Annotated in this window: 12 protein-coding genes, 1 tRNA gene and 1 rRNA gene; 5 read left to right on the top strand and 9 right to left on the bottom strand. The window is 48.5% G+C overall.

Features of this window, described 5'->3' with window-relative positions; all coding sequences use genetic code 11:
* The 4 genes from ACYVJQ_RS18590 to ACYVJQ_RS18575 form a co-directional block, all read right to left on the bottom strand.
* Positions 1 to 94 (bottom strand): 16S ribosomal RNA (locus tag ACYVJQ_RS18590); the annotation flags it as partial.
* A gap of 934 nt (positions 95 to 1,028) precedes the next feature.
* The gene (locus ACYVJQ_RS18585) at positions 1,029 to 2,297 is read right to left on the bottom strand and encodes an adenylosuccinate synthase (RefSeq protein ID WP_460894617.1); all 1,269 of its coding nucleotides are present in this window, start codon (positions 2,295 to 2,297) and stop codon (positions 1,029 to 1,031) included.
* Entirely contained in the window at positions 2,298 to 2,645 is a 348-nt protein-coding gene (locus ACYVJQ_RS18580; protein ID WP_460894616.1) for an STAS domain-containing protein, read from the bottom strand.
* Positions 2,635 to 3,111 carry a Fur family transcriptional regulator gene (locus ACYVJQ_RS18575; protein WP_460894615.1) on the bottom strand — a complete coding sequence of 159 codons (477 nt, stop codon included), beginning with the start codon at positions 3,109 to 3,111 and terminating at the stop codon, positions 2,635 to 2,637. The genes ACYVJQ_RS18580 and ACYVJQ_RS18575 overlap by 11 nt, the downstream gene beginning before the upstream one ends.
* A 467-nt stretch (positions 3,112 to 3,578) precedes the next feature.
* On the opposite strand from ACYVJQ_RS18575, the gene ACYVJQ_RS18570 reads away from it, so the two are divergent.
* A complete protein-coding gene (locus ACYVJQ_RS18570; RefSeq protein WP_460894614.1) occupies positions 3,579 to 4,463 on the top strand; it encodes a hypothetical protein in 885 nt (294 codons plus the stop codon).
* Positions 4,464 to 4,562: 99 nt separating this feature from the next.
* Here ACYVJQ_RS18570 and ACYVJQ_RS18565 read toward each other — a convergent pair whose 3' ends face one another.
* A complete protein-coding gene (locus ACYVJQ_RS18565) occupies positions 4,563 to 6,767 on the bottom strand; it encodes a RelA/SpoT family protein (protein WP_460894613.1) in 2,205 nt (734 codons plus the stop codon).
* Positions 6,768 to 6,915: 148 nt separating this feature from the next.
* Between ACYVJQ_RS18565 and ACYVJQ_RS18560 the strand changes: the two genes are divergently transcribed.
* From ACYVJQ_RS18560 to clpX, 4 genes are all read left to right on the top strand, one after another.
* Positions 6,916 to 6,997 (top strand) — tRNA-Leu (locus ACYVJQ_RS18560).
* Between the two features lie 79 nt (positions 6,998 to 7,076).
* Complete coding sequence (gene tig, locus ACYVJQ_RS18555; RefSeq protein WP_460894612.1) at positions 7,077 to 8,402, top strand: trigger factor; 1,326 nt, start codon at positions 7,077 to 7,079, stop codon at positions 8,400 to 8,402.
* 428 nt (positions 8,403 to 8,830) lie between these two features.
* Positions 8,831 to 9,529: an ATP-dependent Clp endopeptidase proteolytic subunit ClpP gene (gene clpP / locus ACYVJQ_RS18550; RefSeq protein ID WP_460894611.1), complete on the top strand. Its 699-nt coding sequence runs from the start codon at positions 8,831 to 8,833 to the stop codon at positions 9,527 to 9,529.
* Between the two features lie 406 nt (positions 9,530 to 9,935).
* Positions 9,936 to 11,165 (top strand): ATP-dependent Clp protease ATP-binding subunit ClpX, encoded by a 1,230-nt coding sequence (clpX, locus tag ACYVJQ_RS18545; protein WP_460894610.1) that lies wholly within the window; start codon positions 9,936 to 9,938, stop codon positions 11,163 to 11,165.
* 106 nt (positions 11,166 to 11,271) lie between these two features.
* Here the strand turns inward: clpX and lpxB are convergent, their stop codons facing one another.
* The 4 genes from lpxB to ACYVJQ_RS18525 form a co-directional block, all read right to left on the bottom strand.
* Complete coding sequence (gene lpxB, locus ACYVJQ_RS18540) at positions 11,272 to 12,426, bottom strand: lipid-A-disaccharide synthase (RefSeq protein WP_460894609.1); 1,155 nt, start codon at positions 12,424 to 12,426, stop codon at positions 11,272 to 11,274.
* A 152-nt stretch (positions 12,427 to 12,578) separates the two neighbouring features.
* Positions 12,579 to 12,995 carry a 6-pyruvoyl trahydropterin synthase family protein gene (locus ACYVJQ_RS18535; RefSeq protein WP_460894608.1) on the bottom strand — a complete coding sequence of 139 codons (417 nt, stop codon included), beginning with the start codon at positions 12,993 to 12,995 and terminating at the stop codon, positions 12,579 to 12,581.
* Positions 12,995 to 14,002, bottom strand: a complete 1,008-nt coding sequence (locus ACYVJQ_RS18530) for a FecCD family ABC transporter permease (RefSeq protein ID WP_460894607.1) — start codon at positions 14,000 to 14,002, stop codon at positions 12,995 to 12,997. The genes ACYVJQ_RS18535 and ACYVJQ_RS18530 overlap by 1 nt, the downstream gene beginning before the upstream one ends.
* Positions 13,999 to 14,913 (bottom strand): ABC transporter substrate-binding protein, encoded by a 915-nt coding sequence (locus ACYVJQ_RS18525; RefSeq protein ID WP_460894606.1) that lies wholly within the window; start codon positions 14,911 to 14,913, stop codon positions 13,999 to 14,001. The genes ACYVJQ_RS18530 and ACYVJQ_RS18525 overlap by 4 nt, the downstream gene beginning before the upstream one ends.
* Positions 14,914 to 14,940 lie beyond the last annotated feature (27 nt).

The following is a 14,940-nucleotide window of genomic DNA, read 5'->3' as shown; positions in this document are numbered from 1 at the left end:
GTGCGCCACTCAGGTATTGCTACCTGCGTTCGACTTGCATGTATTAGGCCTGCCGCTAGCGTTCATCCTGAGCCAGGATCAAACTCTCCATTGTAGTAGATTCGTTTGACTGGTCTCAATTAATAATTAATAAAGACAGTCGATTTTGTAAAGACATCGACCGCCGATACGCTGTTGCTTTTCCTAGACAAATATTGCTATCTGTCTTGTTTTCCTATCTTTCCCATTCACTCAAAGAACCTCCCACCAACCTGTCGTTGGTGACTAGCGGTAAGCCTCTCTTACCGTTCCCTTCCCGTTGGAAGGGGCTGCAAAGGTAGAAACAAAATCCGCGTTTCCAATGCCCCAGGCAACTTTTTTTCTCTTTTTATTTTTCCCGATCCTTTCGACCGGGGTGCTTCGCTGTGGAAGCGGCTGCAAAGGTAAGAAGACTTTCTCTCTTGGCAAGCTTTTTTTCAAAACTTTTTTTTCCTTCCCTTGGCCGCTCTGTCAGTAACCAAGGCTTCCTTTCGGAAGGGGCTGCAAAGGTAAGAACAAGTTCTCTTCCTGCAAGCGCTTCGGGAAACTTTTTTTTCTTTCCCTCTCCGCCCTGCCGGCTTCGAGGACCTCCTCTCGAAAGGGAGTGCAAAGGTAAGGAACGTTTCCGTTTCCGCAATACCTGTGGCTGACTTTTTTTTCTCTTTCCTTTCCGCCCTGCTGGCGTTCTAGGCCCCTCGCTGGAAGGGAGTGCAAAGGTAAGCAACGTTTCCGTTTCTACAACGCACTAAACAAGATTTTCTTTTAGTTTCTTAAAGGGTATTGCCTTTATGAGCAAGCCTCCCTGTCAGAAGCGGATACAAAGGTACGCAAAGGTTTTTCATCTGCAAGGCCTTTTATATTACTTACCCATTGGTATTGCTAATCAACCCTTGGCGCTTTTAGCTAATCCTTATGAAATACAACAAGTTCCGTTTGTCAACTATATATAAAAAAAGAGGGAGCGAAGATCCAATTGTCTTCACTCCCTCTTTTAATTGGTTTTCCAATTCTTATTTAACCAATGTGCTTTTCCTATCTGGGCCTACACTTATAATATTAACGCTTACTCCTAATTGCTCTTCTAGGTAAGCTACATATTCTAGGACAGCTGAAGGCAACTCCTGGTAGCTTTCAAATTCTCTCAATTCTTGCCCCCACCCTTTCATTGTTATATAAACCGGGGTTATTCCTGCCTTATCCAATTCATGAGGTATCTGGTCAGTTACTGTTCCGTCTGGTAACTTATAATGGGTGCAGATATTGATTTCCTCGAATTCATCTAAGACATCTGCCTTCATCATGTTCAATTGAGTTACCCCATTTAACATGATGGCATATTTCAAGGTAGGTAAGTCTATCCAACCACAACGGCGCGGGCGCCCTGTGGTGGACCCGAACTCTCTTCCGGCTTGCCGTATTCTCTCTCCTACCTCATCATGTAGTTCAGTGGGGAACGGGCCGCTGCCTACGCGGGTACAATATGCCTTAAAGATTCCATAGACTTCCCCAATGTGGCGGGGAGCGATACCCAACCCGGTACAAGCCCCGGCAACCAAAGTATTAGAGGAGGTAACAAATGGGTAAGTCCCGAAGTCTATATCAAGAAGAGACCCTTGCGCACCTTCGGCCAAAATCTTCTTGCCGTCTTTTATAGCCTGGTTGATCATGTATTCAGAATCAACCAACTTAAATGTACGCAGGAACTCAATGGCGCTGAAGAAGTCTTTCTCCTGTTCCTCTATATCTAATGACTTCTGATAAAAGGAAGCTATCTTCTGGTGCTTAGCCACGGTGGCCTGATAACGCTCCTTGAAATCTGGAGTAAGCAAGTCCCCTACCCTCAAACCGCTACGGCCTATCTTATCTTGGTAAGCCGGCCCTATCCCTTTTTGGGTAGAACCTATTTTCATTAAGCCCAGGGCTTCTTCAGAAATTCTGTCAAGGCTTTTGTGCGAAGGCAAAATCAGCTGGGCTTTTTTAGAGATAAACAGGTTCTTGGCCACATCTACCCCACGGGCCAGAAGCTTTTCTACTTCGGTCCGGAAAACGATTGGGTCTAAAACTACCCCGTTCCCTATAATATTAGTGATATGCTCATGGAAAATGCCGGAAGGGATTTGATGTAGCACATGCTTGGTTCCTTCAAACTCAAGGGTGTGTCCTGCATTTGGGCCACCCTGGAAACGGGCTACCACGTCATATTGGGGAGCAAGTACATCAACTATTTTCCCTTTTCCCTCATCGCCCCACTGGAGGCCTACTAGAATGTCAACTGGCATTTAAAGTGATTCTTTAAGAAGCTGAATGGCATTGGTTGAATCTTCGGCAATGGTGAAGATGGCATTCAGTTTGGTGATTATTAATAATTTACGAATGTGCTCAGAAGGATTGATAAGGAGGAGTTCCCCTCCCCTGTTTCTGAATTTAGTAAGAAGCGAAACCAACACCCCAATACCAGTACTATTGATAAAACGAACACTGGACAGGTCAACAGCTGCCAACAGCAAAGAGTCATCAATGGTGTTATTGGCCAGGTCCATGAGCTTCTGGGTTTCAGGCCCGCCAATCATGTCACCCTCTAACCTTATAAATAAGATGTTATTCTCTATTGAATGTTCAATTTTCATGGATAGGAGCGTTTAATTTAGCCTGGCAGTCGCCGCAGATACCGTACAAATTTAAGGAGTGGTGTAGAATATTAAAATTCAACAGCTCCCCAACCATGGTTTGTATGTTGTGCACCCGGGGGTCACAGAACTCTACTACCTTGTGGCACTCTGTACAGATAACGTGGTCATGTTGCCGGCGGCCATAGGATTTCTCATACTGCGCCAGGTTACGCCCAAACTGGTGTTTGCTTACCAGGTCATTTTCTACCAGTAAATCCAGGGTATTGTAAACAGTGGCCCGACTTACCTGGTAGTTTTTGTTTTTCATACTGATATACAAAGACTCCACGTCAAAGTGGCCGGTGCGGGTATAGATCTCCTCTAAGATTGCATATCGCTCCGGCGTTTTCCGGAGGCCTTTGCTTTCTAAATAGGCGGTGAATATTTTCTTCACCTCCAGAAACTTCACTTCATCTAGTGCCATAAACCTTCTTCTGCTGCAAACTTAACAGTTTTAAACTGGAATGCTAAAACCATGTGAAAAGGATATTCATGAACTGCCTTTCAATAAAGGTTTATGCTGCTTTGGCTAAGCCAAAACCAACTCTTTTGTGGCGTTTACCCATATCCCAAACCCTATAACGGGATAAGGGCCTCATTTAATTCATAGAAAGCGGGACCAAATAAGTAACTAGGTTCCCACTATAGACAAACAGCTTCTGTAACCAGATGTTCGCAGATGAAATACTACCCATCTCTTTGTCTTAAAACCAGTTTTTCTTATTAATATTAGATACGAAGATCTCCCCCTACCTTTTCTATCTACCAGGTCTAAAAGCCTGCACCAAAGAAGTGCCAAGGGCAAGAAAGCACCTTTGCCCCATCCTTCTTACCGCAACGTGTTATATATCTATAAAGGACCCTTTAACCTTAGCTTAAACTGCAACGTGCATGAAAAAAAACCTACTTCTCTTCTTTCTGCCCCTGGCCCTGCAACTTCTCCTGGTCACCCACCAAGGACATGCCCAAACAGTGCAGCAAGACACCGCTCTTATATATAGAGTAGAAATGAAAGATGGAAATGAGTTCATTGGTACCATTGAAAGCCAGGAAGGCGGGATACTGCGCCTGAAGACGCAAAACCTGGGAGTGCTGTCTATCAAAACCGAAGACATCAAACTCATGACACCCTATGACTCTACTAAACTAAAAGACGGCAAGCTATGGTTTGATAATCCGCAGGCCACCCGGTATTTCTTCGCGCCCAATGCTTTTGGGTTGAAAAAAGGGGAAGGGTATTATCAGAATACCATGCTTCTGGTGAATCAGGCCAGTGTTGGGATCACGGATAATTTTTCTTTGGGAGCCGGGTTGGTACCGCTTTTTTTATTTGGCGGAGCGTCTAGCCCCGTCTGGCTGCTGCCTAAGGTGTCTGTACCCGTGGTCAAAGACAAATTTAATGTAGGGGCCGGCGCTTTGATTGGAACCGTCATTGGAGAGCAAAGCTCATTTGGGATTGCGTACGGCCTGACTACGTTTGGCTCAAGAGACAGAAACGCGACCATTGGTCTGGGCTATGGCTACGCCGATGGGGATTGGGCCACTACCCCTGCCATTACTTTTAGTGGCTTGTTCAGGACAGGGCCCCGCGGGTATCTTATCACAGAGAACTATTATATAGGACTTGATGACGGCTCCGTTGGCCTATTATCTATAGGAGGGCGCCGGATTGTGAAACGAGTAGGGATTGACTTCGGGCTCTTTAGCCCCATAGGAGCCGATGGCTTTTTTGCCTTGCCCTTCCTGGGACTGACCGTTCCCTTCGGCAAAAAATAACCAGCAGTTTTCACCTGTAAGGAAAGAAATTAGTCGGGGGCGTTTTGAGCCTGTTTTTTGAAAAACAGGCCCAAAACGCCCCCGACTAATTAACAGGGACTAAGAGTCAAATCTATCTACACTTAGCAAGCCACTTACTTTAGATAACCGCTGAATCAGCTTTTCCAGTTGGGACGTGTCATTCACAAAGACCATAAGTCTTCCTTCAAATACCCCGTCATGGGAGTCTATGGTTATGGAGCGCATGTTCACCTTTAAGGAGTTGGAGATGATCTTGGTCACGTCATTCACCAACCCAACCCGGTCTGTGCCCTTAATGCTGATCCCGGCCAGGAAGGAAAGCTCCTGCTGCTCGGTCCACTTGGCCTTTACAATGCGGTGCCCGTAGTTAGACATCAGTTCCACGGCTTTGGGGCAGGTGGTGCGGTGAATGGTGATGCCCTGGTCTTCGGTCTGGAAGCCGAACACGTCATCACCGGGAATAGGGTTGCAGCAATTGGCCAGGGTATAGTCAATCTTGTCTGTGCCGCCTCCAATCACTAACAGCTGAGAGCTTATGCCCCTAATCTTCTCTACCTTTTTGTCAAAAGAAGAGCCTTCCAGGATAGAGGCTGGCTTATACTTCTCACTATGGGGGTTAAAGATATACTCTTTAATTTCTTTCAGGTCCAGCAGGCCAACGGCCACCCTATAATAGAAGTCCTGCACCGAAGGTACGTTGAAATAAGCAGCCAAGCGGTTCAGGTTGCCGGCAGAGGGTTCAATGGCCAGATGGTTTAGGCGTTCCTCCACCAGTAATTTCCCTTCTTCGGCTTTGCCTTTGCGCTCTTCACGCAAAAACTCTTTTATCTTGGAACGGGCCTTAGAAGTGGTCACAAACTTCAGCCACTCACCGGTGGGTTTCTGCTTCTGGGAGGTCAAAATCTCTACCTGGTCCCCGTTGTGCAGCCTAAAGCTCAAGGGCACCAGCTTCTGGTTCACCTTGGCCCCCAGGCATTGGTACCCAATCTGGGTATGGATTTCAAAGGCGAAATCCAGGGCGGTGGCGCGGTCTGGCAGAATAATCAACTCCCCTTTGGGCGTAAAGACAAAGACCTCCTCCACAAACAGGTTGGTCCTGAACTCATCCAGAAACTCAATGGCGTTGGTGTTGTTCACGTCCAGCATGTCCCGCACCTTGTTGATCCAGTTATCCAGGCCAGACTCTGCGGCGCTGGGGGCACCGGCCTTGTATTTCCAGTGGGCAGCGTAACCGCGCTCGGCAATATCATCCATGCGCTTGGTCCTGATCTGTACCTCTACCCATTGCCCGGCCTTGCTCATCACGGTGGTATGCAGCGCCTCATAGCCATTGGCCTTGGGGGTACTGATCCAGTCGCGCAGGCGGTCTGGGTTGGGTTGGTAAAAGTCCGTCACAATGGAATAAACGCGCCAACAAGCGGGTTTTTCCTGCTCATAGGGCACGTTCAGGATAATTCTGATGGCAAACAGGTCATAGATTTCCTCAAAGGTCACATTCTGCTTCTTCATCTTTTTTAAGATGGAATAGATGGACTTGGGCCGTCCCTTTACCTCAAAATCGGTGAAGCCCTGCCGGCGAAGTTCGTCTTCAATTGGGCCAATAAAATCTGAGATGAACTTGTTACGGGCGCTCTTGGTCTGCCGTATTTTATTGGAAATGAATTTGTAGGTCTCAGTATCTGTGTACTTGAGGTGCAGGTCTTCCAGCTCAGACTTTATGGCATACAAACCCAGGCGGTGTGCCAAGGGCGCGTACAGGTACATGGTCTCAGAGGCAATCTTGAGCTGCTTGTCACGGGCCATGCTGCCTAAGGTCCGCATGTTGTGCAAACGGTCAGCTAGCTTGATAAGGATTACGCGCACGTCATCTGAGAGCGTGAGCAGCATCTTTCTGAAGTTCTCAGCCTGCTGGGAAGTGCCGTACTCAAACACCCCGGAGATCTTGGTGAGCCCTTCAATGATCTTGGCCACCTTGGGCCCGAAGTCCCTCTCAATATCTGCGATCTCCAGGTCGGTGTCTTCCACCACGTCATGCAGCAGGGCCGCCACAATAGAGGTAGTTCCCAGGCCAATCTCTTCTACCGCAATCTGGGCCACCGCCAACGGGTGCAGGATGTAGGGCTCGCCGGATTTACGGCGCATGTCTTTATGAGCCTCTAAAGATGTATTAAAGGCTTTTTTAATGATCTTGGCGTCATTGTCTTTTAAGAAGGGCTTGGCATGGCGCAGCAACTTTCTATAATGACGCAGTATCTCTTTCCGCTCAGCTTCGTGGTCAATCATACGGGTAGGTAATCAAAATCCGTGGTAAGGCAAGGGCCCATACGTTTCTGACCTCTTTTTATAAATTTCAACAAAAAAAACGAAAGGAAGTTGCATTAACAAAAAAGAGTTTGCTACATTTGCAGCACCATTACGGAACACAACAAACGCGGATGTGGCGAAATTGGTAGACGCACTAGACTTAGGATCTAGCGCTGCGAGGCATGGGGGTTCGAGTCCCTCCATCCGCACAAGTGAAACCCTCAATCCCAACCGGGGTTGGGGGTTTTTTCAATTTTACAAGGTCGCATAACTTAAATACTGATAGCTTTGAATATCACCCTGAATCAAACCGATGGCCAGAATGCCAGCCTAAAAGTTAGCCTACAAGAGGCTGACTACGCTGCCCGTGTAGACGAGCAAATCAAAGATTACAGCAAGAAAGCCAATATCAAAGGTTTCCGCCCCGGTAAGGTTCCGGCTGGTTTGATCCGTAAAATGTATGGCAAAGGCATCTTGGTTGACTCCATCAACCAACTCCTGCATGAGTCTGTCAACAACTACATCAAGGAAAACAACCTGCGCATCTTAGGCGAGCCGCTTCCTGACCGTCAGGACGAGAACGGCATTGACTGGGATACCCAGAAAGAGTTTGAGTTCAGCTACTCTGTGGGTTTGCTGCCAGACTTTGAGTTGGGCCTTGGCGAAGTCTCTGTAGACAAATACAACATTGACGTAGACCAAACCACCGTTGACGAAGCTTATGAGCAGATGCAGCGCCAGTTTGGCAAAACCACCAACCCAGAGGTTTCTGAGGCCAATGATTACCTGTACGGTGACCTGAAGCAAGTAGAAGGCGAGTTTGAAACCAAAACCCTTTTGCCTTTGAACAAAGTGGTAGCCGGCGCTGACAAATTTGTAGGCGTGAAACCTGGTGACACCATCACTTTTGACATTAGAGAAGCCTTTGGTGATGACGCCGCTTTAGCCCACGTAACCGGCCTGAGCAAAGACGTGACCAAAGACCTGAATGGTCAGTTCACTTTTGTGGTAGAGAAAATCAACCGCACTGAGAACGCTGAGATGGACCAGGAGTTCTTTGACAAAATCTTCGGGAAAGACGCTGTTACTTCTCAGGAGGAGTTTGACGCCAAAGTACGCGAGGTGATAAAGGAGAATTATGAGCGTGAGGCTGAGAACGCCCTAGACCGCGCCATCATTGACCAGATTGTAGAAAGCACCTCTATCGAGATCCCTAACGAGTTCTTCAAGCGCTGGTTGACCGTTACCAACGAAGGCAAAATCACGCCTGAGCAGATTGACGAGTTCTATGACCAATATGTGAAAGAACTGAAGTGGTCTATGATCCGCAACAAAGTGGTGGAGGAGAATGACATCAAGGTAAGCAACGAAGACGTAGTGAACAGTGCCCGCCAGAAAATGATGGCCCAGTTCAACATGCCAGAGGTTCCTGAGGAGATGCAAGATACGTTCAACAACTTCCTGGATAATCACTTAAAGCAAAACAACGGCCGTAACTTCGTGAACGAGTACGAGGCCTTAGTAGCTGAGCGTGTGTTGGAATTTGTGAAAGACAAAATCACCGTAACGGAGAAAGACGTTACCGCTGAGGAATTCCGTACCCTGGTTGGCTAATTCCATCCAGAGTTTCTATCACAGAAAAGTCCTTGCCGGTTGGTAAGGACTTTTCTGCTTTAGGAGGGTTTCTGTTTCCAGTCTGGCAAGGATGCCTGTTCTAGACGTGTTCCTGTCAGCAAACTCTACTGCCTCCCGGTATTTGGTTGACTGGCCCCCGGTATTACCAACAAAGGCGGCAAAAAGGGAATTTTAGTTTTGCTGCCGTTCAGATAACTTATATCTTGAAACCCATACCAGGTCCAGCAACCGGGCAGCCGTATCCTGAAACAGAAGGCAGCCATAATGGCAGATAATACCTGCTTTCTACTTTTGGCCTGATTTTAGAAAAACACCCCAGAAACAGGTGAACCCTGTTTGCCGCTTCTGGTTAATTTCTTGTAACCAACGCGTTTCTTTTTAAGTTAAGGCATCTAAACAGAACCCTTATGTACAACAAAGACGAATTCAGAAAATTTGCCGTGAAAGGCCTTGGCATGAATGGCCTTGGCGTTGACCAATACCTTACCCATCTGGAAAGCACCACTTTGATGCAGCCTACCAGCATGACCCGTTCCGTGATTGAGGAACGCCCTACTAATTTCCGTGAGATTGACGTGTTCTCCCGTTTAATGGTAGACCGCATCATTTTCCTGGGCACGCAGGTAGATGACTATATCGCCAACATTATTACCGCGCAGTTGCTGTTCCTGGAAAGCGTAGACTCCAAGAAGGACATTCTGCTGTACATTAACAGCCCGGGCGGCTCGGTATATGCCGGTTTGGGTATCTATGACACCATGCAGTACGTGCAGCCAGATGTGGCCACTATATGTACCGGCCTGGCCGCCTCTATGGGTGCGGTATTGCTATGCGGCGGCGCCAAAGACAAGCGCTCTGCCCTACCCCACGCCCGCGTCATGATTCACCAGCCTATGGGCGGTACCCAAGGCCAGGCCTCTGACATTGAGATCACGGCCCGTGAGATCCTCAAGCTGAAGAAAGAGCTCTATGAGATCATCGCCAGCCACAGCGGCAAGCCGTATGAGGAAGTTTACAAAGACAGTGACCGTGACTACTGGATGATTGCCCAGGAAGCCAAGGAATATGGCCTGATAGATGAAGTATTAACCCGCCATAAAGCGTAATAAAGCTTCTAATTAAAGATAATATCACAAAAAAAGGCCTGCAGAAATGCAGGCCTTTTTTTGTGATATTACTTGTAACAACCGTGAAAGGAACCGCTACCGTTTTAAGGCTGTTTTCTAAAAAAGACCCTTAAAACAGAAACAGATGGTATGGCAGTTAAAAATAATTTTACCGGGTAAGGATAGGCCAAACCCTGGCATTAGGGGCCATATCCCCTTGCACTCGGTTCTTCCTCAATCAGATACAACATATGCTATATTTTATAAACCTCTCTTGCACAAAGACTTCCTAACGTCTGTTTCTAAATTGTAGAAAAATATTTTGGCGTAGTGCTTAACCTATTTTGTAACTTTGTCGTAGTCACCGCTTTTTCAGGTGGCACCTCTACACCCCACTATTTGGTTTATGGCAGAAATTACGTGCTCCTTTTGCGGCAAGAATAAGAAAGAAGTGTCTGTGATGATCTCAGGCATTAACGCGCACATTTGTGAGCGCTGCATTGGACAGGCCCAGCAGATTTTAAATGAGGAGAACCGCCTGCGTGCCAATAACCGCACGCCCAAGTTCAATCTCATGAAGCCGCGGGAGATGAAAATCTACCTTGACCAGTTTGTAGTGGGCCAGGACGAAGCCAAAAAAGTGATGTCTGTAGCGGTGTACAACCACTACAAGCGCCTCATGCAGAAGCCTAAAACGGATGACGTAGTGATTGAGAAATCAAACATTATCATGGTAGGCGAAACCGGAACCGGAAAAACCTTCCTGGCCCGTATGCTGGCCGGCACCCTGCAGGTACCCTTCTGTATTGCAGATGCCACCGTGCTCACCGAGGCCGGTTATGTGGGTGAAGACGTGGAAAGCATCCTGACCCGCCTTCTGCAAGCCGCTGACTACAACGTAGAGGCCGCTGAACGCGGTATTGTATACATTGACGAGATTGACAAAATTGCCCGCAAGAGCGACAACCCTTCTATTACCCGTGATGTGAGCGGCGAAGGCGTGCAGCAGGCCTTGCTTAAATTACTGGAAGGTACTTCTGTGAACGTTCCCCCACAGGGCGGACGCAAGCACCCAGAGCAGAAAATGATCTCCGTGAACACTGAGAACATTCTCTTCATCTGCGGTGGGGCCTTCGTGGGCATTGACCGCCTGATCAAAAGCCGCCTGAACACCAAACCTATCGGGTTCTCTAAAACTTCCCTGGAAGACAAGGTAGATACGGAGAACTTCCTGCGTTACATTACTTCCCAGGATCTAAAGTCCTTCGGGTTGATACCTGAATTGATTGGACGTCTGCCCGTGGTTACCCACCTGAACCCATTAGACAAAGAAACGCTGCGCCTAATTTTGACGGAGCCTAAAAACTCCCTGGTGAAACAGTACAAGCGCCTGTTTGAGATGGAGAACATCAACCTGGAGTTTGCAGAAGAGACCCTGGAATACATTGTGGAGAAAGCCTCTGAGTACAAGTTGGGCGCCCGTGGCCTCCGTTCTATCTGTGAAGGCATTATGACCGACGCCATGTTTGACCTCCCCTCCGAAGAGCAGGAAGGCAATATTGACCTGGTCATCACTTTGGATTACGCCCGCGAGAAGTTTGAGAAATCAGCGATCAAGCAATTAAAGGTGGCCTAACTACCTTTATTTTTAAAGCCATAAAGCAGAAGGCCTCCCCTACATCAAGTAAGGGAGGCCTTCTGCTTTATATTTCTGTTTTAAAGGCGTTTTTTGAAAAACAGGCTTAAAACGCTCCTTCCAAAGATTTAGAAGTGGCGGTAGAAGTTTTATCCTCGCGCAAGTACTGCACCATCAGTTTGGCGGCAGTCTCAGAGGTATTGAAATTTCCGATGAGGTCCTGCACGTGCTTGTAGCCTTCCAACTGGGCCGCGCGCCCCGCCGGGTTCTCCAGAATGTTCTTCAGTTCCTTTACCAGGTTCTGGGCGTTCATGTTCCCCTGGATCAGTTCGGGCACCACCTTTCGGCCGGCAATCAAATTTACCAGAGAGATAAAAGGCACTTTGATCACGGCCCGGCCAATCCAGTAAGACACCGCGCTAGTGCGATAACATACTACCTGGGGCACACTGAACATAGCGGTTTCCAGGGTAGCGGTCCCGGAGGTGACCAGGGCCGCCTCGGCGTTGGCCAGAATATCATACGTCTGGTCATAGACTATCTTGATGAACGGCTTCCGGTTGAAGTGTTCATAGTACTCCCGGGAGAAATTGCTCACGGCTGCCACCACAAACTGATAATCCTGGAAAGGGGGCAGAATGCTGAGCATAATGTAGAGAATGTTTTCAATCTCCTGTTGGCGGCTACCGGGCAATACGGCAATGATAGGCCGGTCATCCAGTTCATTGTCCTGCCGGAAGTTGGGGTTCAACTGGTGGGCCGAGACAGCGTCTGAGACCGGGTTACCTACGTAGTCTGTGGTATAGTCAAACTTTTGATAGAAGTCTTTCTCAAAAGGCATGATGACAAACATTCTGTCTACCAGCTTCTTGATGTTGTGCACCCGCCCCTGGTTCCAGGCCCAGATCTTTGGCGAGATGTAATAGAAGACCTTAAGCCCATGCTCTTTGGCAAACTTGGCTATGCGCATGTTAAAACCGGCGTAGTCCACCAGAATAACCACGTCAGGTTGGTAGCGCAGAATATCCTCCTGGCACTCCTTCAGAAATTTCTTGATTTTGAAGAGATTGGTGGCAGCCTCCAGAAAACCCATAAAGGCCATCTCCTGGTAGTGCTTTACCAATTCAGCCCCTGCGGCCTCCATCATGTCACCGCCCCAGCAGCGCACGTGCGCCTCCTGATCCTGCAGGTGAAGCTGTTTGATCAGGTTGGAAGCATGCAGGTCTCCGGAGCGCTCTCCGGCAATAATATAGTATTTCATTAAAGGCGAGTCAAAAGAAACAAGGGCTGCCTAAGGAGAAAGCCAATTACCCACCCTAAACACCCTCAGTGTCTAGAAAGTTTATAACTGCTTATTATTCCAGGAATTATCTTCCCTGCAAAACCTTGATTATGCGTTAGTTGTGGTAAAAGCTATTCTCCAAAGTACTCCACAAAGTTACGGGGCGTCTCATACAGTTTCAGGCTATGCAATTGCGCACTAGATATACGGGGGATCAAGGGACTTAAAATGTTCCAAAACTCCATGACCAGGTTCTCAGTGCTGGCCAGTTTCCCTTCCATGAACGAAACATCCATGTTCAGGTTTTTATGGTCTACCTTGCTAATGATGTGTTCCCTAATGAGCGTGCTTAGTTTCTTCAGGTCAATGACAAATCCTGTATCAGGGTCTGGCTTGCCTTTTACCGTGACTATCAGTTCATAGTTATGCCCGTGCCAATTGGTGTTGGCGCAGGGCCCAAAGATTTCTTTGTTCTTTGCCAGGGACCAATTGGGGTTATGCAGCTTATGCGCCGCATTAAAATGCTCTAATCTGCTTACGTATACCATTAACTGAATCGGTAATTCTTTCTTCGCAACAAATATACGAAGAAAGGAACACCAAAGAATGAAGTTATAATACCAACGGGTAATCCCACCGGAGGGTACAAAATCCGGGAAATTAAATCACAGGCCACCAGGAAAACCCCACCCGCCAGGGCACAGGCCAGCAGGTTAAACCGGTTGGTGGTCCCCAGCAGGGCTCGCGTGATATGCGGCACCATTAGCCCCACAAAACCCACCGGCCCAGAGAACGCCACCGCAAACCCCGTCACCACAGAAACCGTTACCAGCATCACCCACCTGATTCCCCGCACATCCAACCCCAGGGTCTCGGCGCGGTCAGCGCCCAGGAGCAGCACGTTCAGATGCCGCTGCAAAAAGAAAAACAAAACCAAAGACAGGGCCAGTGCCGTGGCCGGGTACCCCAGATTAGACCAATCTGCTTTCTCAAAGCCTCCCATGCTCCAGAACACCACAGATTTTAATTGGCTATCTGACTCTGAAAGAAACATGATTAAGCTCACGAGCGCCGTAAGCAATGAACTAAGCGCAATGCCCACCAACAACATCTGGCTGGGAATAAGCTGCCCCCTTCTGGAACCCAGTACCACTACCACCAACGTAACCAGAAAAGACCCGGCCAGCGCAAAGAACGGTGGCAGGTAAAAGCCCATCAAGGTAAGGTCCGTGAGGAAGAAAAAACTAAGCGAGGCGCCCAAGGATGCCCCTGAGGCGGTGCCCAACAGATAAGGGTCGGCGAGGGCATTGTTGACTAGAGCTTGCATCAGGTAGCCGGCGAAGGCTAGGGAGGCACCGGTCAAAAAGGCCAGCAGCAAACGGGGCAACCGCAGATGCACAATGCTGTAATGGGCCGCGTCCTGGGAGTTATAATTAAAAAAGGCGTTACCGATGGTCTGGAAGGAAGTATCAATACTTCCCACCCGCAACCCCAGAAAGAAACCTACCGCCAGCAGAAACAGCAACAGGCCTAGCACCAGAACCGTCTTTCTCACTGCAATGCCCGTTTTAACTCCAGAATGCTCTCCACCACGCGGGGGCTGGGCCTGGACATGAGGTTATCATTAACCGGGAATATGCGCTTCTGACGGTAAGCCGCTATCCGGCGCAGCTCTGGGTACAGGGAAAAGAAGGTTTTCTCCATTTGGGCAAATTCCCCGCCTAATACCACTTGCGGGTTAATCTGCAGAATATATTCCCGGGAAAGGGCTGGGTACGGCTGCGCGAAAAGCTCTTGTACGGCATTCTTCCCTCCTGCGTACCGCAGTTTATCTGTGAACAACGTGTTGCGGCCATAGACATAAATGGGGTCACGCCAGGTAATGGCCAACACGCTGGGGGTAGAGGTAAGGGCGGCGGCCTGGCTAGACAAGTGGTTTAGCTGCTCCTGCAAGGAATCTGCCAAGGCGCCGGCCTTTGATTCTTTTTGCAGGAGTTTGCCTAAATCCCGGATACCGCGCAGAATATCTGAGACGCTGTCATAGGCCTGGTAGTAAACCGGAATCCCCAGCTTTTCAATTTGGGCCGAGGTTTCCATTGAAATAATGCCTTCGGTGGCAAATACTACCTCAGGTTTCAGGGCCAGCAGCCGTTCATAATCCATGGGGTAGTTAATAACCACAGGTTTGGTATGCGCGGCGGCCGGGTAATCACAGTTCTGGGTCCGGGCAATGATGGTAGCCGTATCAGCTACGGCAAAAAGCATCTCGGTCATGGACGGGGCCAGGGCCAGAATGCGGCGGGGCGTGACGGGCAAAGTGACTTTTCGGCCCAGATCATCCGTTACCGTGTGTTTAGCCCCCGGATTTTGGGCAAGAGGTTTTTGCCGGTCGCAGGCCAGGCCAGAAAGCAAGACCAGACAAAGCAAAAGTTTCTTGAACCAGGAAAACGCACTTGAACCTGACACCGGCAGCTGTATTAATAAAAAGATGGG

The sequence above is a fragment of the Rufibacter soli genome (assembly GCF_054781795.1).
The sequence above is the reverse complement of the archived record's forward strand: the minus strand, read 5'-3'. Positions and strand labels throughout refer to the sequence as shown.

Bases quoted from the DNA above. Each gene is read 5' to 3' on its own strand.
- clpP (WP_460894611.1), top strand. From the start codon at position 8,831: ATGTACAACAAAGACGAATTCAGAAAATTTGCCGTGAAAGGCCTTGGC.
- ACYVJQ_RS18585 (WP_460894617.1), bottom strand. From the start codon at position 2,297: ATGCCAGTTGACATTCTAGTAGGCCTCCAGTGGGGCGATGAGGGAAAA.
- ACYVJQ_RS18575 (WP_460894615.1), bottom strand. From the start codon at position 3,111: ATGGCACTAGATGAAGTGAAGTTTCTGGAGGTGAAGAAAATATTCACC.
- clpX (WP_460894610.1), top strand. From the start codon at position 9,936: ATGGCAGAAATTACGTGCTCCTTTTGCGGCAAGAATAAGAAAGAAGTG.
- lpxB (WP_460894609.1), bottom strand. From the start codon at position 12,426: ATGAAATACTATATTATTGCCGGAGAGCGCTCCGGAGACCTGCATGCT.
- ACYVJQ_RS18580 (WP_460894616.1), bottom strand. From the start codon at position 2,645: ATGAAAATTGAACATTCAATAGAGAATAACATCTTATTTATAAGGTTA.
- ACYVJQ_RS18570 (WP_460894614.1), top strand. From the start codon at position 3,579: ATGAAAAAAAACCTACTTCTCTTCTTTCTGCCCCTGGCCCTGCAACTT.
- ACYVJQ_RS18535 (WP_460894608.1), bottom strand. From the start codon at position 12,995: ATGGTATACGTAAGCAGATTAGAGCATTTTAATGCGGCGCATAAGCTG.
- ACYVJQ_RS18565 (WP_460894613.1), bottom strand. From the start codon at position 6,767: ATGATTGACCACGAAGCTGAGCGGAAAGAGATACTGCGTCATTATAGA.